Origin of the sequence: Sphingomonas sp. ID0503, from assembly GCF_048565625.1 — a bacterium.
Taxonomy (GTDB): Bacteria; Pseudomonadota; Alphaproteobacteria; order Sphingomonadales; family Sphingomonadaceae; genus JBLZUR01.
On sequence record NZ_JBLZUR010000002.1, the window covers coordinates 2,249,401 to 2,268,180 of the forward strand.

Annotated in this window: 18 protein-coding genes and 1 pseudogene; 9 read left to right on the forward strand and 10 right to left on the reverse strand. The window is 67.6% G+C overall.

What is annotated here, in order from left to right; genetic code table 11:
- Positions 1–147 precede the first annotated feature (147 nt).
- Positions 148–618 carry an RcnB family protein gene (locus tag ACM608_RS12005; RefSeq protein WP_419683450.1) on the forward strand — a complete coding sequence of 157 codons (471 nt, stop codon included), beginning with the start codon at positions 148–150 and terminating at the stop codon, positions 616–618.
- Here the strand turns inward: ACM608_RS12005 and ACM608_RS12010 are convergent, their stop codons facing one another.
- Positions 619–1,293, reverse strand: coding sequence for a hypothetical protein (locus tag ACM608_RS12010; RefSeq protein ID WP_419683451.1), 675 nt, complete (start codon positions 1,291–1,293; stop codon positions 619–621).
- Positions 1,294–1,420: 127 nt separating this feature from the next.
- A complete protein-coding gene (locus tag ACM608_RS12015) occupies positions 1,421–3,031 on the reverse strand; it encodes a lysine--tRNA ligase (protein WP_419683452.1) in 1,611 nt (536 codons plus the stop codon).
- A gap of 383 nt (positions 3,032–3,414) precedes the next feature.
- Here ACM608_RS12015 and ACM608_RS12020 point away from each other — a divergent pair, with 383 nt between their 5' ends.
- From ACM608_RS12020 to ACM608_RS12030, 3 genes are all read left to right on the forward strand, one after another.
- Positions 3,415–3,729, forward strand: a complete 315-nt coding sequence (locus ACM608_RS12020) for a GIY-YIG nuclease family protein (protein ID WP_419683453.1) — start codon at positions 3,415–3,417, stop codon at positions 3,727–3,729.
- A 208-nt stretch (positions 3,730–3,937) separates the two neighbouring features.
- Positions 3,938–6,667, forward strand: coding sequence for an ATP-dependent DNA helicase (locus tag ACM608_RS12025; protein ID WP_419683454.1), 2,730 nt, complete (start codon positions 3,938–3,940; stop codon positions 6,665–6,667).
- Positions 6,664–7,200, forward strand: coding sequence for a SixA phosphatase family protein (locus tag ACM608_RS12030; RefSeq protein WP_419683455.1), 537 nt, complete (start codon positions 6,664–6,666; stop codon positions 7,198–7,200). Before ACM608_RS12025 ends, ACM608_RS12030 begins: the two co-directional genes overlap by 4 nt.
- A 223-nt stretch (positions 7,201–7,423) precedes the next feature.
- Here the strand turns inward: ACM608_RS12030 and ACM608_RS12035 are convergent.
- Positions 7,424–7,824, reverse strand: a pseudogene (locus tag ACM608_RS12035) (endonuclease domain-containing protein).
- Positions 7,825–8,084: 260 nt separating this feature from the next.
- On the opposite strand from ACM608_RS12035, the gene ACM608_RS12040 reads away from it, so the two are divergent.
- Entirely contained in the window at positions 8,085–8,273 is a 189-nt protein-coding gene (locus ACM608_RS12040; protein ID WP_419683456.1) for a hypothetical protein, read from the forward strand.
- 230 nt (positions 8,274–8,503) lie between these two features.
- Here the strand turns inward: ACM608_RS12040 and ACM608_RS12045 are convergent, their stop codons facing one another.
- The 5 genes from ACM608_RS12045 to rpmF all read right to left on the reverse strand — a co-directional run bounded on the left by ACM608_RS12045 (position 8,504) and on the right by rpmF (position 11,451).
- Positions 8,504–8,836 (reverse strand): MerR family transcriptional regulator, encoded by a 333-nt coding sequence (locus ACM608_RS12045; RefSeq protein ID WP_419683457.1) that lies wholly within the window; start codon positions 8,834–8,836, stop codon positions 8,504–8,506.
- 8 nt (positions 8,837–8,844) lie between these two features.
- Positions 8,845–9,144 (reverse strand): integration host factor subunit alpha, encoded by a 300-nt coding sequence (locus ACM608_RS12050; RefSeq protein ID WP_419683458.1) that lies wholly within the window; start codon positions 9,142–9,144, stop codon positions 8,845–8,847.
- A gap of 80 nt (positions 9,145–9,224) precedes the next feature.
- A complete protein-coding gene (locus ACM608_RS12055) occupies positions 9,225–10,184 on the reverse strand; it encodes a beta-ketoacyl-ACP synthase III (RefSeq protein WP_419685190.1) in 960 nt (319 codons plus the stop codon).
- A gap of 11 nt (positions 10,185–10,195) precedes the next feature.
- Positions 10,196–11,242: a phosphate acyltransferase PlsX gene (plsX, locus tag ACM608_RS12060; RefSeq protein WP_419685192.1), complete on the reverse strand. Its 1,047-nt coding sequence runs from the start codon at positions 11,240–11,242 to the stop codon at positions 10,196–10,198.
- 29 nt (positions 11,243–11,271) lie between these two features.
- Positions 11,272–11,451, reverse strand: a complete 180-nt coding sequence (gene rpmF, locus ACM608_RS12065; RefSeq protein WP_419683459.1) for a 50S ribosomal protein L32 — start codon at positions 11,449–11,451, stop codon at positions 11,272–11,274.
- Between the two features lie 195 nt (positions 11,452–11,646).
- Here rpmF and ACM608_RS12070 point away from each other — a divergent pair, with 195 nt between their 5' ends.
- Positions 11,647–12,063 (forward strand): MAPEG family protein, encoded by a 417-nt coding sequence (locus ACM608_RS12070; protein WP_419683460.1) that lies wholly within the window; start codon positions 11,647–11,649, stop codon positions 12,061–12,063.
- A 102-nt stretch (positions 12,064–12,165) separates the two neighbouring features.
- Here the strand turns inward: ACM608_RS12070 and ACM608_RS12075 are convergent, their stop codons facing one another.
- Entirely contained in the window at positions 12,166–12,831 is a 666-nt protein-coding gene (locus ACM608_RS12075) for an MBL fold metallo-hydrolase (RefSeq protein ID WP_419683461.1), read from the reverse strand.
- A gap of 46 nt (positions 12,832–12,877) precedes the next feature.
- Between ACM608_RS12075 and pabB the strand changes: the two genes are divergently transcribed.
- The 3 genes from pabB to msrA all read left to right on the forward strand — a co-directional run bounded on the left by pabB (position 12,878) and on the right by msrA (position 16,681).
- Positions 12,878–14,605 (forward strand): aminodeoxychorismate synthase component I, encoded by a 1,728-nt coding sequence (gene pabB, locus ACM608_RS12080; RefSeq protein ID WP_419683462.1) that lies wholly within the window; start codon positions 12,878–12,880, stop codon positions 14,603–14,605.
- 36 nt (positions 14,606–14,641) lie between these two features.
- Positions 14,642–15,844 carry a pyridoxal phosphate-dependent aminotransferase gene (locus ACM608_RS12085; protein ID WP_419683463.1) on the forward strand — a complete coding sequence of 401 codons (1,203 nt, stop codon included), beginning with the start codon at positions 14,642–14,644 and terminating at the stop codon, positions 15,842–15,844.
- 144 nt (positions 15,845–15,988) lie between these two features.
- Positions 15,989–16,681, forward strand: coding sequence for a peptide-methionine (S)-S-oxide reductase MsrA (gene msrA, locus ACM608_RS12090; RefSeq protein WP_419683464.1), 693 nt, complete (start codon positions 15,989–15,991; stop codon positions 16,679–16,681).
- Between the two features lie 4 nt (positions 16,682–16,685).
- Here the strand turns inward: msrA and ACM608_RS12095 are convergent, their stop codons facing one another.
- Positions 16,686–18,743, reverse strand: a complete 2,058-nt coding sequence (locus ACM608_RS12095; protein ID WP_419683465.1) for an NAD(+) synthase — start codon at positions 18,741–18,743, stop codon at positions 16,686–16,688.
- Between the last annotated feature and the right edge of the window lie 37 nt (positions 18,744–18,780).

Consider the following 18,780-nt stretch of genomic DNA (forward strand, 5'->3'; position numbering starts at 1 on the left):
GTGAATGCCGGTCACTCCATTTCGGAGATAAGCCGAACTGGAAGCTTTCGCGAAGCTGACGGGCCGGTACTCGGGGCATTCAGATCGACTCTGCCATCTATGCCTTCGTCGCCGGCCGGAAGGTCGGCTGCATAAGGAGAGATCGAGATGCGTAAGCTTATCACCAGCCTGATGATCGGCGCCGTCGCCGTTCCGGCTTTCGCGACCGCGCAAAGCGCCGAGCTGCGCCATGACCGGCGCGAGATCCGGCAGGAGCAGCGCGACCTTCGCCATGCGCAGAACCACGGCAGCCGCCACGATGTCCGCGAGCAGCGGCGTGACGTGCGCGAGGCGAAGCGCGAATATCGTCAGGACTGGCGCGAATACCGGCGCGACCACCGCGAAGCCTATCGCCGCCCCGCCTATGTCGGCCCGCGCGGCTGGAGCTACCGGCCGGTGAACGTCGGCTATCGTCTGCAGCCGGTTTATTACGGCAACCGCTATGTCGTTTCCGACTACGGCCGCTACCGCCTGCCCGCCCCGGGTGCGAACCGCTGGGTGCGCTGGGGTAATGACGTCCTGCTGGTGAACGTGCGCACCGGTCGGGTGCTGCAGGTGAACCAGGGCTTCTTCTGGTAATTACTTCACAGCACCCAGAGGCAGCAGGGTCGCGGCGAGGGTTGCCGCGGCCTTGCCGTCATTGGCCCGCAAGGCGGGAAGCAGGCGGGCGGCGCGCTTCTGCATCTCGCGGTCGAGCGGAATGTTGACCTGGTCCTTCATCGCCGCTTCGACCAGGGCGCGCGTCGCCGCCACGTCCTTTGGCAGGGCGCGGGCGTGGAGGAGCGCGGCGAAGCCGGTGACGAGCGCCTGATCGCCGCTGGCCTTGACCGCGCGGGTGAGGAATCCCAGCCCCGCCTCGCGCTTGGCGCCGAGCACTGCGCTGCCGATCAAGGCGCCGACATCGGCGACGGTCTCGATATGCCAGCTCGCCAGGGCGATCAGGCCCTGCGGATCGTTCGGCCGCTCCCGCACCAATTGGGTGAAGATGTCGCGCGCCGCCTTCGCATCGCCAATGCTGCGGGTGAGCTTCGCCCGGTAGCCGAGGCCGATCCCGCGCTGCAGCCGCATGTCCCAGTTCTTCGGATCGGCGCGAAGAACCGCGTCGATCTCGGCCAGCGAGCTTTCGACAATGGCCTCCGCCGCCTTCTTGTCCGGGACCGAGAGAGCGGCCTGCGTCAGGCGATCACCAGGCGAGGCAGCGACGGCGGGAGCAGTTATCGCCAACAAAGCGAGGAATGCGAGAAAACGGGTCACCAAGGCTATCCAACCATCCTCCTCAACGGACTGTGGCCGCGCCGTGCGGAAGCATCGGCGCGGCCGATGGCGCACGAACGCGCGTCACCAGTCCGAAAGGGGATGGACCGAAACCCCTAACGCCTTTTCACGCCGCAGGTTGCGTCGGTGCGGCCGGAGACGCAGATTCAACTGCATCAAGCGTCTCGGCGATGAGTTTCCGGCTGTTTTCGAGGCCGTAGAGCGCGATGAAGCTGCCCATGCGCGGTCCCTGCTCCGAACCCAGCAGCGTCTCGTAGAGGGTGCGGAACCAGTCGCGCAGGCTCTCGAACGGATGCGCCTTGCCGGCTTCGTAGACCTCGTTCTGGAACGCCTCCGCGCCTGCTTCCGGGGCGAGCGCGGCGAGGCGCGCGTCGAGATCACGCAGCGCATCGGCCTCCATCGCGGTCGGCGGTCGGCGCTTGAGCGTCGGTGCCACGAAGTCGCGGCCATAGGCGACGGCATAGCCGATCAACTGGTCGAGCGCCGGGTTCTTCTCCGGGCTGGTATCCGGCGCATAGCGGCGGACGAAGCCCCACAGCGTCTCGGCATCGCCGACGCCCGGCAGACTCGCGAGGTTGAGGAGCAGGCCGAAGGTGACGGGCAGCGCCTCGTCCGGCACCTTGCCGTTGTGGACGTGGTGGACCGGATTGCCGAGCTTCTGCGGCCATTCCTGCCCCGCGTAATTTCCCCGGAACTGCCAGTATTCGTCAATTGCGCGCGGGATCACGCCCATGTGGAGCTGCTTGGCCTTCTTCGGCTCGCGATAGGCGTAGAAGGCGAGGCTCTCCTCGGTGCCATAAGTCAGCCATTGCTCCAGGCTGAGGCCGTTGCCCTTGGACTTGGAGATCTTCTCCCCCTTCTCGTCCAGGAACATTTCGTAGGTGAGCGTCTCCGGCGGGCGGTGGCCCAGCACACGGACGATCTTCGACGCCTGGGTGACCGAATCGATCAGGTCTTTGCCCGACATTTCGTAATCGACGTCGAGCGCGTACCAGCGCATCGCCCAGTCGACCTTCCACTGCAGCTTGGCACCCCCGGAAAGGATCGAATGCTCGATCCGCTCGCCCTCATCCTCGAAAGACACGATGCCGTTCTCGGCATCGATCACCGTGACGGGCACCTGCAGGACGATGCCGCTCTTCGGGCTGATCGGCAGGACGGGCGAATAGGTCGCCTGCCGCTCGGCACGGAGCGTCGGCAGCATCACGCCCATGATCGCGTCGTAGTTGCGCAGGATCGCCCTCAGCGCGTCATCGAAGCGGCCCGCGCGGTACTGCTCGGTCGAGGACATGAACTCGTACTCAAAACCGAAGCGGTCGAGGAAGTCGCGGAGCATCGCGTTGTTGTGATGCGCGAAGCTCTCGAACTTGCCGAAGGGGTCGGGGATGGCGGTGAGCGGCTTGCCGAGGTTGGCGGCCAGCATCTCCTTGTTCGGCACGTTGTCCGGCACCTTGCGGAGCCCGTCCATGTCGTCGCTGAACGCCACGAGGCGGGTGGGCACGTCCGACAGCGTCTCGAAGGCGCGGCGGACCATCGTCGTGCGCAGCACTTCGTTGAAGGTGCCGATATGCGGCAGGCCGGACGGGCCGTAGCCGGTTTCGAACAGGATATGGCCCTTGGGCGGCGCGCCGTTCGGATAGCGCTTCAAGAGCTTGCGCGCCTCCTCGAACGGCCAGGCCTTGGAGTCCATCGCGGCGGTGCGGAGATCGGTGGTCATGGTGCGGCAGGGACTAGCGCGCGGGGCGCGGGACGCAAGGGCAGGTGCTTGAGCAGCGTCCCGCTAAGTTGCGAAAGTTGCGGCTCGGACGAGGGTTTCTCCGGGGCTGCGGCAGGGAAGCGGCACCTGCGCGGCGGCGACGCGACACTTGCGCGGCAGCGACGCGGCGGAGGTGAGGTTAAGGACGGATTGCGCATCGGGCAGGGTGAAGCAGAAAACGGCCGTGTAGGACAGCGTGATGATGCGTGTGGGGGAGCAGGCTCTCGCGTGTCATCTTGGTTGGAGGAGACATGGACCCCAGCCTTCGCTGGGGTGACGTAAAGGGATGGGGTGATGTGTAGGAAAATCATCGTCATGCCAGCGAAGGCTGGCATCCATGTCTCGTGGCGCACACGCTGCCGCGTGTGAAACGTGGCTACGTCTACATCATGACCAATGGGCCGAGCGGTACATTGTACGTCGGTGTCACCAGCGCCATCGCCGCGCGGGTTGCGCAACATCGGGCGGGTGAGGGGTCCGAATTCTGCCGCCGTCACAGACTGACCCGGCTGGTGCATGTGGAGCGGTACGGGACGATCACCGAGGCGATCGCGCGGGAGAAGCAGTTGAAGGCTTGGCAGCGCGGGTGGAAGCTGAATTTGATCGGGCGGAGCAATCCGGAATGGGCGGATCTGTACCCAACCTTGCATCTCGATTGATGTCCGTACGGTTCCACTGATGTCCGCCATGCCAGCGGAGGCTGGCATCCATGGCTGTAGAAAATTCCGGCGGCACTCCGACCGCTGACAGAGATGGACCCCAGCCTTCGCTGGGGTGACGGTAGAAGGGGGGGGGTGACGGTAGAAGTGGGTTGCAAAGGTCCACTCTCCCGTTGCCGATCTGTTCTCCATCGGCGACAATGGGGGTGTGAGCCCCCTTCCCTACCCTGTCCTTCACGCGACGCATGGCGGCGTGTGGATCGAGAGCGGCGGCGATGTCCGTAGCGTCAGCCGGTCCGAGGCGATCGCGGCGGCGGCCGAGACGCCGATGATCCTGCTGAACGCGCCGGTGGTCGGCGCGCGGATCGGGCATCCTGATCTGTCCGGACTGGACCTGCTGGAGCTGTTCGCCTTCGTCCACCCGGCGCGGTTCGTGGTGCCGACGCCGAAGGGGCTGGCCCATGCGCTGGACCTGGCGCCGCCGGAGGGTGATGCCGAGACGCCGGGGTTCCTCCGCACCGTGGCCGAAAGCCTGCTTGGCCGGATCGAGGGTGACTGGCCGGAGCGGGAGGGGGCATGGTCCTCGGCGCAGGCGCTGGCCCGGCTGCGCTGGCCCTGGGCGGCGGCGGTGGTGATGCGGATCGGGAAGCCCGAGCGAGCCGAGCGCTGGCTGTTCTCCCGCCTGCCCGAATGGGATGAGGCGGCGCAGCGGCCGCCTGCCGCGAGCATCCGCCTGCCCGAGGCCGATACGCTCGACCGGCTCCGCCGCCTCGTCGGCGAGAGCGCGGAAGTTCGCGAGGGGCAGCGCGCCTATGCCTCGGCCGTCGCCCCGCTCTTCGGCCCGCGCGCCCGTGAGGGCCGGCCCGAGATGCTGCTGGCCGAGGCGGGGACGGGGATCGGCAAGACGCTCGGCTATCTCGCCCCCGCTTCGCTCTGGGCGGAGCGGGCGGGCGGGTCGGTCTGGGTGTCGACCTATACCAAGGCGCTGCAACGCCAGCTGGATGCCGAAACCGCGCGGATCTTCCCCGACCCGGCCGAGCGGCGCGAGAAGGTGGTGATCCGCAAGGGGCGCGAGAATTACCTCTGCCTGCTCAACCTGGAGGACGCGCTGCAGGGCGGGTTCCAGAACCGAGCGGCGATCCTCGCGCATCTCGTCGCGCGGTGGGCGGCCTATACCCGCGACGGCGACATGGTGGGCGGCGACCTGCCCGGCTGGCTGCCGGCTCTGTTCAAGCGCAACGGCACGACCGCGCTGACCGATCGGCGTGGCGAGTGCGTCTATGCCGGCTGCCCGCATTACCGGAAATGCTTCATCGAGCGGGCGGCGCGGGCCTCCGAAGGGGCGGACATCGTCATCGCCAACCATGCGCTCGTCATGCTGCTCGCCGATCGGGCGCGGACGCTCGGGCGCGGCCTCGGTCACATCGTATTCGACGAGGGCCACCATCTTCACGAGGCTGCGGACTCGACCTTCCGCGTGGCGCTGACCGGGCAGGAGGCGATCGAGATGCGCCGCTGGCTGATCGGACCTGAGGGAAAAAGTCGCGGGCGAAGGCGGGGGTTGGCGGCGCGGCTGGCCGACGTCGTCTCCTATGACGAGGCGGGGGCGGAAGCCTTGTCCGCCGTCACCGCCGCCGCGCAGAACCTGGTCGGCGACGGCTGGCTCGGCCGGATCGTCGAGCGGGCGCCGTTCGGGCCGATTGAGGCGCTGCTCTCCGCGGTGCGCGACACCGTCTATGCGCGGGCCGATGCGGCGGATGCGGGGTATGGGATCGAGACCGATGCGGCCGAGCTGGACGGCCATCTGGTCGAGGCGGCGACCATTGCCGCCCATGCTCTGGAGGCGCTGGGTGGGCCGCTCGTCCGCCTGCGGCAACGGCTGGAGGCGGTGATGGAGGACGCGCCCGACTGGCTGGACGGGCCGGCGCGGGCGCGGATTGAGGGAGCGATCAACGGGCTGATCCTGAGGAATCGCACGGTCGGGGCCTGGGTCGAGCTGCTGCTGCGCCTCGGCGGGCCGCCGGCCGAGCAGTTCGTCGACTGGCTGGCGGTCGACCGGGTGGACGGGCGCGAATACGACGTCGGCATCCGCCGCCACTGGCTCGACCCCGGCAAGCCGCTGGCCGAGACGGTGCTGAAGCCGGCACACGGCCTGATCGTCACCTCGGCGACGCTGAAGCGGGGCGGCGACTGGTCGAATGCCGAGCGGCTGACCGGCGCGCAGCACATGGAGGACGCGCCGAAGCACTTCGAGGCGGCGAGCCCGTTCGACTATACGGCGAACGCCCGCGTCCTGATCGTCACCGACATCAAGAAGGGCGACACCCCGCAACTGGCGATCGCCTATGCCCGGCTGGTCGAGGCGGCGCGGGGCGGGACGCTCGGGCTGTTCTCGGCGATTAGCCGGCTGAAGGCGGTGCATGCCCGGATCGCCGATCGTCTCGCCCGAAATGGCCTGCCGCTCTACGCGCAGCATGTCGATCCGATGGATACGGGCACGCTGGTCGACATCTTCCGCGACGATCCGCACGCCTCGCTGCTCGGCACCGATGCGCTCCGCGACGGGGTGGATGTTCCCGGCCATTCGCTGCGGCAGGTGGTGATGGAGGGCGTGCCCTGGCCGCGCCCGACCGTGCTCCACGCCGCGCGGCGGGCGGTCGAGGGGGGCAGCCGGTTTGACGACCAGGTGGTGCGCGCGCGGCTGGCCCAGGCGTTCGGGCGGCTGATCCGGCGCGCGGACGACCGGGGCGTGTTCGTTCTCCTCTCCGCCGCCACGCCCTCGCGCCTGCTCGATGCCTTTCCGCCCGGCGTGGCGGTGGAGCGGGTGACGCTCGACCAGGCTGTGGAAATCGTGCGTTCGCGTCTTTCCTCCGCCGATCGGTTGGGGCATCAGGACGCCGGTCAGGACGTGAACCACGCTTTTCCGGGGACGGCATGAAGAAGCTGACGCTGCTGCGCCATGCCAAGTCCAGCTGGGACGATTCGGTGCAGCGCGATTTCGACCGGCCGCTGAACGGCAAGGGCCGCAAGGCCGGCCATGCGATCGGCGCGTTCATGGCCGAGCGGGGCCTCAGCTTCGACCGGGTCGTCGCCTCACCTGCAACGCGGGTGATGGAGACGATCGCGGCGGTGGAGGGCGGCCTCGGCGCGGGCCTCGCCCCGGAATTCGACAAGCGCGCCTATCTCGCCGCACCCGACACCCTGCTCGACATCATCCACGAACAACCGGATGCGGCGGAGAGCATCCTGCTGATCGGCCATAATCCGGGACTGGAGGAACTCGTCCTCCTGCTGGTCGACGGCGGCGGATCGATGCGCGACGCGGTCGCGGCGAAGTATCCGACGGCCGCGCTGGCGGAGATCGCGTTCGACGTGGCGGGCTGGTCCGACGTGGCCGAAGGCACCGGCAAGCTCCTCACCTTCACCCGCCCCCGCGACCTCGATCCGGCGCTGGGGCCGGAGGACGATTGAGCGCCCGGCGAAGCGGGCAAAGGTAACGACTTTCCCTATACGTATGTGCGGCGCGTCGATGAACCGAGGCGGAGCGGCGGTGAAGCGCGCGGTTCTCGCGGTGAGGATGGGCGGGCGAGTCGGTCATCAGTGATGATGTGGCTGATTAGGCCGGCTGTAGGACAGGAGAAAAGGCCGGTGGCTGGTTGGAGTCGAGCGGCCGCAATCTCCATTTGCAGACTTTCTAATCCTCCCCCGGAGGGGGAGGGGGACCGCCGAAGGCGGTGGAGGGGTAGTCTCCACGAGCGATGCGCACGATGTGAAGCACACAGGCATCAACGTCCCGCAGCACGTCGGATGCAGGAATACGAAGGACGCAAACGGACTGCGATCGCAACCACGCATCTCGTTCCTTGTCTCGCGAAGACTGGTCACCCCGGCCATGCACCTCACCATCCACTTCGATGCAAGTCGAACGGCCGGACAGTAGAAATCCAGATTATAGCGTCCTGCCGGATGCTGACGCCGGAACCGCAAAGCGGCCGGTCGTCCACGCAATGCCTGCCTCAAGAGTACCTCTGGCAAGGTCATGGTCCGGCGGAGCCCTGCTGCACGCTTTTGCGTGATCTTCGGACCGTGCAGCATGCGGCGCGCTACCCCTCCACCACCGCCTGCGGCGGCGGTCCCCCTCCCCTTCCAGGGGAGGATCAGAGCAGCACAAGAGCTGCTATGCAACGATCGCTTTGCACCATTGAAGGCACTGTCGCGAAGAGCGGGGATCGGGGATCGGGGATCGGGGATCGGGGATCGGGGATCGGGGATCGGGGATCGGGGATCGGGGATCGGGGGATGTGCTCGCGCGAGGCGCGCGTGCAACCATCGGTTTGCCGGAGGGTTCTGGTGGCATGACGATCAAGCCTAAGCACAAGCTCACGCATCCGCCGGTTTCGCAGGAGCCCAAGCGGAAGAGGTCCTCCCTTAAGAAACGCGGGGCGATTGCGGCCGGGGCGGTGGCGGTTGTCGCTGCTGCCGCCGGGATCGCGACGGCCGTGCGGCATCGGGATGAGTTGAAGAAGGCTGTCGGTGCGGCGTAGCGGGGGGCTTCTAGTCGCTGATGAGAGCGTCCGGCGAGAGGTTCGGATCGCCCGACGTTCGTCCATTCGGGGAGCGCGAGTCCATGCCGGCGTGGTGAGGACAAATCTGCTCCGCCTTTCAGACCCGATAGCTGCTGCACGCTTTTGCTTTGATCTTGGGGCCGTGGCGGGTGCGGAGCCTACCCCTCCACCAGCCTGCGGCTGGTCCCCCTCCCCCTCCGGGGGAGGATCTAGTGGGTCAATGCGTCTGAGAGCAGGGTGCGGATCGCCTTGAGTTCGGCGGATGGGGACGTGGTGGTGACCACCGGCTCCTCTCCCCCGCCCTTTTGCCCCAACAGCTGCTGCACGCCGCGCACGGTATAGCCGGACTCGCTCAGCAGGCCCTTGATGCGGCGGGCGAGCGCCACGTCTTCCGGGCGGTAGTACCGGCGGTTGCCCGCGCGCTGGAGGGGTTTCAGCTGGGGGAACTTGGTTTCCCAGTAGCGCAGGATGTGCTGCGGCACGTCCAGCTGGGTCGAGACCTCGCTGATCGTCAGGAATGCCTTTTCGGACTTTCCCGACAAGGGAGGCCTCAGCCGCCCTTGACGATGCTGTCGCGCATCGTCTGGCTGGCGCGGAAGGTGAGGACGCGGCGGGGCGCGATCGGCACCTCGACACCCGTCTTCGGATTGCGGCCGACGCGTTCGCCCTTGTCGCGGAGGACGAAGCTGCCGAAGCCGGAGATCTTCACGTTCTCGCCCGTCGACAAAGCGTGGCACATATGGGCGAGGACACGTTCGACGATGTTCGCCGAATCGGCGCGGGACAGCCCGACCTCTTCATGGAGCCGGTCGGACAGGTCTGCCCGGGTCAATGTGTCGCTTTCGGCCATATTCCCCTCTCGCCAAACAGGCGCTGGAGGATCACCCTAACGCCGGAATTCAAAGGAGAAAACCCCTAGATCATAACGGATCAGTAACGGACGACTGCTGCACCCCAGGTGAAGCCACCGCCCATCGCCTCCAGCACCAGCAGGTCGCCGCGCTTGATGCGCCCGTCGCGCACCGCCTTGTCGAGCGCGAGCGGCACGGAGGCAGCGGAGGTGTTGGCGTGCTCGGCGACGGTGGTCACGACCTTCTCGGCCGGCAGACCAAGCTTGCGGGCGGTGGCGTCGAGGATGCGCTGATTGGCCTGATGGGGCACGACCCAATCCACGTCGGCGGGGGTGAGATCGCAGCCCTTCAGCGCCTCGTGGAGCACGGCGGCGAGGTTGGTCACCGCATGGCGGAACACCTCGGACCCCTTCATGCGCAGCTTGCCGACGGTCTGCGTGGTGGAGGGGCCGCCGTCGACGTACAGCAGTTCGTTATGGCGGCCATCGGCATGGAGCTTGGTGCCGAGGATGCCCTGAGGCTGGCTGGTGCCGTCGTTCTCCTCCGCCCGGAGGACGATCGCGCCGGCACCGTCGCCGAAGAGGACGCAGGTGGCGCGATCCTCCCAGTCGAGGATGCGGCTGAAGGTCTCCGCGCCGATCACCAGCGCCACGTCGGCCGCGCCGGTACGAACCATGCTGTCGGCCACGGAGACGGCGTAGAGGAAGCCGGAGCAGACCGCCGCCACGTCGAAGGCGATACAGTCGCCGGTGCCGAGCATTTCCTGCACGCGCGTGGCGGTCGCCGGGAAGGTCTGATCGGGGGTGGCGGTGGCGAGGACGATCAGGCCGACCTGGGTCGGATCGATCCCGGCGGCGGCGAGCGCGTTGCGCGCGGCCTCGGCGGCGAGGGTGGAGGTCGTCTCCCCCTCACCCGCGATGTAGCGGGCGCGAATGCCGGTGCGCTCGACGATCCATTCGTCGGTGGTGTCGACGATCGCCTCAAGGTCCTGATTGGTCACCCGCCGCTTCGGCAGAGCCGAGCCGGTGCCGGCGATCATCGCGCGGCGCGTCACTTGGCCGCGACCGCTATACGGGTGGTCTCGACCTGGGTGAGATCCTCGGCGATGCGGCGGGGCAGGTCGGCCCGGGCCAGCTTCGCCGCGACCGCGACCGCCTGTGCGATGCCGTCGGCATTCGCGCCGCCGTGGCTCTTCACCACAATGCCCTTGAGGCCAAGGAAGACCGCGCCGTTATGGTTGTTGGGGTCGAGATGGTGGCGCAGCAGGTGGAGCGCCGGGCGCGACAGCAGGAAGCCGGCCTTCGACCGCAGCGAGCTGGAAAAGGCGCGCTTGATGAGGTCGGTGATGAAGCGCGCCGTGCCCTCCGCCGCCTTCAGCGCGATGTTGCCGGAGAAGCCGTCCGAGACGATCACGTCGGCCTCGCCCCGGCCGAGGCGATCGGCCTCGATGAAGCCGTCGAAGCTGAGATAGGCGGGGTCGGCGGCGCGGAGCTGGGCGGCGGCGTCGCGCAGTTCCTCGGTGCCCTTGCCCTCTTCGGTGCCGATATTGAGCAGCGCGACGCGCGGGCGGGCGACACCCAGGGCGAGGCGCGAATAGGCCGCGCCCATGACCGCGAACTGGACGAGGTTGCGGGCATCGCACTCGGTATTGGCGCCGAGGTCGAGCATGACGAGATCGTTGTCGCCGAGCGTCGGCAAGAGCGCGGCGAGCGCCGGGCGATCGATGCCGGGAATGGTGCGGAGCGCGAGCTTGGCCATCGCCATCAGCGCGCCGGTATTTCCGGCGGAGACCGCCGCGGCGGCGGCGTGGGTCTTCACCGCGTGGATGGAGAGCCCCATCGAGGTCGTCTTGGCGCGGCGGATCGCCTGCGTCGGTTTCTCCTCACCGGAGACGACGCCGTCGACATGCGCGATCTCTGCCGCCGCCTTCAGCGCCGGATGCCGGGCGAGTTCGGCCGCGATCGCCGCCTGATCGCCGAACAGGATGAAGCGGAGCGACGGGTCGCGAGACAAGGCGGTCGCGGCCCCGGCCAAAATGACCGCCGGGCCGCCATCGCCGCTCATCGCATCGATGGCGAGGCGCGGCTGATCGACCACGGGCTTCGTCACTCCGTCTCTAACCGGTCTCAGGCCTCGACCTGAAGAACCTCACGGCCGTTGTGGTGGCCACAGGCGGCGCAGAGGTGATGCGGGCGCTTCAGCTCGCCGCAGTTGCTGCACTCCTGGAACGACTCGACGGTCAGCGCATGATGGCTGCGGCGCATGTTGCGCTTGGAGGGCGAGGTTTTTCTCTTCGGAACGGCCATGTCGGCACCTGTCTCGATCTAATCGTAATGAAAAACGCGGCGAGGCAGACGACCATCGGTCCGGAGGCCAATTGGCCAGCGGACCGGATGAGGTCTGCTTCGTCGCGAGCGACACGCGCCTATAGCGATTTTGACCTTCGTTGCAAGCGCCGAGCGGGCATGGCACCTGTTCGCGCCTCATAAGAAGGATGCCCGATGCTGCCCACCGTCACCCTGATCATCGCCGCCGCTCTGGCCATCATCAACCTGTGGCTGGCGATGCGAATCGTGCCCTTCCGGATGAAGGGGGTGCCGGTGGGCGACGGCGGCAATCCGCTGATCGTCGCGCGGATGCGGGCGCAGTCGAACTTCGCGGAATATGTGCCGGTCGCGCTGATCCTGATGGCGCTGGTCGAGCTGCATGTCGGCGCGGACGGCAAGCTGTGGGGGATCGGCGCGGCGCTGGCGATCGGGCGTGTGCTGCATCCGTTCGGGATCGAGCGGCCGGTGCCGAATGTGATGCGCGCGGGCGGCATCCTGCTGACCTGGGTGGCGACGCTGCTACTGGCGCTCTGGGCGGTGCTGATCGGCTTCGGCGTGACGGGCGGCGTTGCGAGCGTGACGTATCTCTAAGTTAGCACAACGCCGTTCGGGCTGAGCCTGTCGAAGTCCCGGTGCTGCCCGTCGCGCTGGCACTTCGACAAGCTCAGTGCGAACGGCGTTGGGGCCGGGAAGTTACCTGTCCCCGAGCACCGCATCCGCCACGAAGGGGTTGCTCTTCCGTTCGTGGCCGAAGGTGGACATCGGGCCGTGGCCGGGGACGAAGGCGGTCTGGTCGCCGAGCGGCCAGAGGCGGGTGGTGATCGCTTCGACCAGATCGGCATGGTTGCCGCGCGGGAAGTCGGTGCGGCCGATCGATCCCTGGAACAGCACGTCGCCGACGATGGCGAGGCTGGATGGCGCGTGGTGGAAGACGACATGGCCCGGCGTGTGGCCGGGACAGTGATAGACGTCGAAAATGAGGTCGCCGACCGTCACCGTGTCGCCGTTCGCCAGCCAGCGATCCGGCTCGAACGGCTCGCCATGGATGCCGTATTTCGCGCCGTCCTCGCCCAGCCGGTCGATCCAGAAGCGATCGTCCGGATGCGGCCCCTCGATCGGAACGCCGAGTTCCTTCGCCAGCACCGCCGTGGACCCGCAATGGTCGATATGGCCGTGGGTGACGAGCAGCTTCTCGATGGTGACGCCGTGCTGCGCCGCCGCCGCCTTGAGCCGCGGCAGGTCGCCGCCCGCATCGACGAACGCGCCGCGCATCGTGGCGGTGCACCAGAACAGGGTGCAGTTCTGCTGCAGCGGGGTGACGGGGATGATCGCGGCCTTGAGCGGCTGGGTCTCTGACATGCTCCTCAGATGACGCGTCGGCGCGCCGGTTGCAACGGCGGCGCTGTTGGCCGAGAGGGCAGCCATGCTGCCGCGCGACCCCGCCGAGCCCTTCGTGCTGCTGGACGACATGAGCGGAGACGCGGGGGCGGTGGCGCGGCTCTACCGGCATCCGGTGGAGGTCGTGAGCGGCGAGTTCGATGCGGTGCTCGATCGGTTGCGGGGGACGGACTTACACGCTGCGGGGTATCTGCCGTTCGAGGGCGATGGCGGCTGGTTCGGGTTGTTCGATCGTTGCGAGGTGCTGGCGGCCGAGGACGTGCCCGCACTGTTGCCCGATCCGTCCGGGGCATGGGCCGGAGCGCCGAGGCCGCTGATCGACTTCGAGGCCTATACGGCCGCGCTTACCGCCACGCAGGACTGGATCGCGTCGGGCGACATCTATCAGGCGAACGTCACCTTCCCGACCGAGCTGGCGATCTGCGGCCACCCGCTTGCCCTCTACGCGCGCCTGCGGCCGCGCGGCGGCGGGCGCTGGGGCGGGATCGTGTGGACCGGGGAGACCTGGCTGCTGTCCTTCTCGCCCGAGCTGTTCTTCAGCCTCGACGGGCGGACGATCACCGCGCGGCCGATGAAGGGGACGGCGCGGCGGGACGGCGATGACGCCGCCGCCATCGCGCGGCTCTCCGCCGATCCCAAGCAGCGGGCCGAGAACCTGATGATCGTGGACCTGATGCGCAACGACCTGTCGCGTGTCGCCGAGGCGGGCAGCGTGCGGGTGCCGGACCTGTTCACCGTGGAGACCTATCCGACCGTCCACCAGATGACCTCGACGGTGAAGGCGATGCTGCTGCCGGGCCTCCATGCCGCCGACATCCTCGCCGCGGCCTTCCCCTGCGGATCGGTGACCGGCGCGCCTAAGAAGCGGGCGATGGAGGTGATCCGCGCGATCGAGACCGGCCCGCGTGGCGCCTATACCGGCGCCATCGGCCATGTCGCGCCGGACGGAAGCGCCGCTTTCAACGTCGCTATCCGCACGCTGGTCATTCCGAACAATGATGACAAAGCGCGTCTGAACCTCGGTTCCGGGATTGTCGCGGACTCGATCATCGCCGAAGAGTGGCGCGAGTGCCACGACAAGGGTGCGTTCGTGACGTTGAGTATGCCTGCCCTCGACCTGCTGGAAACCATGCGCTTCGACGCGATGGAGGGCATCCAGGACCTCGACCGCCATCTCGGGCGGATGAAGGCAAGTGCGGACACGCTCGGCATCCCGTTCAACCGGCACGACGTCAGGAACGAGATCCAGGCGGCAACCTTCCGCCTGCGCGGCGAGCGAGCAGTGCGGCTGCTCGTCTCCGCCACTGGTAAGATCGCCATCGAGACGCGACCGGTGCCGGCGACGCCCGACATGCCGGTCGATGTCGCGTTGGCACCACTGCCGGTCGATCCTTCCGACTTCCGCCTCCGCCACAAGACGACAGATCGCGACTTCTTCCGCGCCGCGCACAAGGCGGCGGGCACGTTCGAGGTGGTGTTCATCGGCGCGGATGGGGTCGTCCACGAGGGCAGCTTCACCAACGTCTTCGTCGCGCGGGACGGCCGTCTCGCCACCCCGCCCCTGGATCGCGGGGTGATGCCCGGCGTGTTCCGCGCGCGCCTGCTGGACGAAGGACGCGCGTTCGAGGCGGAGTTGAGGCCGGACGACCTTGCCGACGGCTTCCTGATCGGCAACGCATTGCGCGGCCTGATGCGTGCGCGATTGGTTGCGGGGGCGGCGAAGCCGGGGCTATAGGCCCGCCCGTCCGCACCAGAACGGGGTTCCTTGACAATGCCGCATACGTCTCAGGCGCTGGGCCGCATCCAGCCCTCCGCCACGCTCGCCATGACCAGCCGCGTTCTGGAGCTGAAGGCGAAAGGCGTCGATGTCATCGGCCTGTCGGCGGGCGAACCGGATTTCGACACCCCCGACTTCGTCAAGCAGGCCGCGATCGAGGCGATCAACGCCGGCAAGACCAAGTACACCAATGTGGACGGCACCGCCGAGCTGAAGGCCGCGATCGCCGCCAAGTTCAAGCGCGACAACGGCCTGACCTATGCGCCAAACGAGATCAGCGTAAACGTCGGCGGCAAGCACACCCTGTTCAACGCGCTGGTCGCGACGATCGACGCCGGCGACGAGGTGATCATCCCAGCCCCCTATTGGGTGAGCTATCCGGACATCGTCCAGTTCGCGGGCGGCACGCCGGTGTTCATCAAGGCGGCGGCGTCGCAGAACTACAAGATCACGGCCGAGCAGCTGGAAGCGGCGATCACGCCCAAGACGCGCTGGGTGATCCTGAACTCGCCGTCCAATCCCTCGGGTGCTGCATACACCGCCGACGAGCTGAAGGCGCTCGGCGCGGTGCTGGTCCGTCACCCGCAAGTCATGGTGATGGCCGACGATATGTACGAGCATATCGTCTATGACGGGTTCAAGTTCGCGACCATCGCGGAGGTGACGCCCGAGCTTTACGAGCGGACGATCACCGTCAATGGCTGCTCCAAGGCCTACTCGATGACCGGCTGGCGCATCGGCTTTGCGGGCGGGCCGGCCTGGCTGATCAAGGCGATGGCCAAGCTGCAGTCGCAGTCCACATCCAACCCCTGCTCGATCGCGCAGGCAGCGGCGACGGCGGCGCTGAACGGCGACCAGTCGTTCCTCGCCGAGCGGAACGAGGCGTTCAAGCGCCGGCGCGACCTCGTGATCGGGATGCTGAACGCGGTGGACGGCATCCATTGCCCGACGCCGGAAGGCGCGTTCTACGTCTATCCGGACGTCTCGGGCCTGATCGGAAAGGCGACGCCGAAGAGGCAGAAGATCGAGAACGACGCGCAGCTGATCGACTACTTCCTCGACGAGGCGGAGGTCGCGGCGGTGCATGGCGGGGCGTTCGGTTTAGAGCCGGCATTTCGCATCAGCTACGCCACGTCGGAGGCGCTGCTGACCAAGGCGTGCGAGCGTATTCAGACGGCGAGTGCGGCGCTGAAGTAGTTTGTTCACGCGGAGGCGCGAAGGCGCGGAGAAGAAGAGAGAGTGATTGCGCCTTCGGCGCTTGGTGGCTCTTCTTCTCTCTGCGGCTCCGCGCCTCCGCGTGAACCCTCTTCCGGTCTACGAACAGAGCCCCATATCGTGGGCATGACCCTCCCCCGCATCCTCGGGGGCGCGGCTGCCATCGCGCTTTCCATCGGCATCCTCACGCAGATGCCCGCCTCGGCCGAAAGTATCGTTCGCGCGCCCGCGCCAGCCGTGAACCCCGCCTCGCCCGCGAAGACCGAAACGGCGCTGTTCGCGGGTGGCTGCTTCTGGGGTGTGCAGGGGGTGTACCAGCATGTGAAGGGCGTCACGTCCGCCGTGTCGGGCTATACCGGCGGGACCGCGTCGGCGGCGAATTACGACAGCGTTTCGACCGGCGGGACCGGCCATACCGAGGCGGTGAAGGTCACCTTCGACCCTGCCCAGGTGAGCTACGGCCAGTTGCTGCAGATCTACTTTTCAGTGGTGGCCGATCCGACGCAGCTGAACGCGCAGGGGCCGGATCGCGGGCCGCAATACCGCTCCGCGCTGTTCCCGACCAACGCGCGGCAGCTTCAAACCGCCAAGGCCTATCTGGGGCAACTCAGCCAGGCGAAGCTGTGGAAGCGTCCGATCGTTACGAAAGTCGAGCGGGCACAGGGGTTCTTTCCGGCCGAGCGCTACCATCAGGACTACCTGACCCGCCACCCGAACGCACCCTATATCCGCATCAACGACATGCCGAAGGTGGCGGGGCTGAAGTCGCTGTACCCGGGTCTGTACCGGGAGAAGCCGGTGCTGGTGCGGGCGAGCTAGCCCGTCAGTCCGGCACCCCAGCCTCCAACTCCTCCAGCCAAGGCCCGGCGACCCCGTCAGACGGCGCGCGCCAGTCGCCGCGTGGGGAGAGGGCGCCGCTTGTCGAGACCTTCGGGCCGTTGGGGATCGCCGATCGTTTGAACTGGCTGATCTGGAAGAAGCGGAACAGGAAGTCGCGCAGGCGCCGCTTGATCTCGGGCAGGTCGTATTGGTGGCGGATACCCTCCGGGAAGTTCGCCGGCCATTTGCCCGCGTTCACATCGCGCCAGGCGTGCCAGGCGAGGAAGGCGATCTTCGACGGCTTCTGTCCATGCCGCGCGATGTGGTGGAGGAAGAAGTCGTTGAGTTCGTAGGGGCCGATCTTGTCCTCGGTGCTCTGCATCGCGCCGGTTTCGGCATCGGCGGGCACCAGCTCGGGCGAAATCTCCATGCCGAGGATGCGGGTGAGGACGTCATCGGTCGCGGCGTCGAACTGGCCGCTGGATACCGACCAGCGGATCAGGTGCTGGATCAGCGTCTTCGGCACGCCGCAATTGACGGCGTAGTGGCTCATCTGGTCGCCGACGCCATAGGTGCACCAGCCAAGCGCCAGTTCGCTAAGATCGCCGGTGCCGACCACGAAGCCGTCGCGCTGGTTGGCGAGGCGGAAGAGGTAGTCGGTGCGGAGACCCGCCTGCACGTTCTCGAACGTCACATCGTAGACCGGCTCGCCGCGCCCGAAGGGATGGCCCATGTCCTTAAGGAGCTGGGTCGCGGCGGGGCGGATGTCGATCTCCTCGCCTTTAATACCCAACGCGCGCATCAAGTCCCAGGCGTTGCCCTTGGACTCGTCGCCGGTGGCGAAGCCCGGCATGGTGAAGCCGAGGATGGTGTCACGCGGGCGGCCGAGCATGTCGCAGGCCTTGGCAGCGACGATCAGGGCGTGGGTGGAATCGAGCCCGCCCGACACGCCGATGACGAGGTGCTTGGCCCCGGTCGCCTCCAGCCGGTTGGCGAGACCCTGGACCTGGATGTTGAACGCCTCATAGCAGTCCTCGTCCAGCCGCGCGGGATCGTTCGGCACGAAGGGGAAGCGGCGGATCGGACGGCGTAGGCCGATGTCGGCGAAGCTGGGCCGGTGATCGAAGGCAACGCGACGGAAGCGGAGTTCCGGGTGCCCCGCCACCGCCGCGCCGTCGTTGAAGGTCGGGGTGCGCAGCCGCTCGAGCCGGATGCGGGCGAGGTTGATGTCGGCGATCGTCAGGAACGGCTCGGTCGCGAAACGGGGCGAGGACGCCATCTCCTCGCTCAGTTCGTAGATCAGCCCCTGCCCGTCCCAGGCGAGATCGGTCGTGCTCTCGCCCGGACCGGAGGCGGAATAGACATAGGCGGCGACCGCGCGGGCGGATTGTGCCGCGCAGAGCAGCTGCCGCTCCCGCCCCTTGCCGATGACGATGTTGGAGGCGGAGAGATTGGCGAGGACCAGCGCGCCCGCCAGCGCCCCGGCGGAGGACGGCGGGATCGGCGCCCAGTAATCCTCGCACACCTCGGCATGGAAGACGAAGTCGGGCAGGTCGCTCGCGGCGAACAGCAGGTCGGTGCCGAAGGGCGCGGTCTGGCCGGCGACGTCGATGGTGAGGCCGGTCAGCCCTGCCCCGCTGGCGAACCAGCGCTTCTCGTAATACTCGCGGTAGTTGGGGAGGAAGGTCTTCGGCACCACGCCGAGGATGCGGCCGCGCGCGATCACGACAGCGCAATTGTAGAGGCGTCCGTTCCGCTCCAGCGCCGCGCCGACCAGCAGGACCGGCGACAGTTCGGTGCTCGTCGCTACGATCTCGGCGAGACCAGTCTGTGTCGCGGCCAGGATCGCGCCTTGCAGATGCAGGTCGTCGATGGCGTAGGAGGTGACTCCCAGTTCGGGGAAGACGACGAGGTCGCAGCCCTCCTCATGCGCGCGGCGGGCGAGATCGAGATGCGCCGCGACATTCGCCGCCGGCTCACCCGAGGAGGCGCGCGGGGTGGCAGCCGCCACGCGAACGAAGCCGTGGGTGTGGAGGGCGGAGAAGGTCTTGGCGGTGTCCATCTGTTCACTCTATCCCGTTCACACTGAGCTTGTCGAA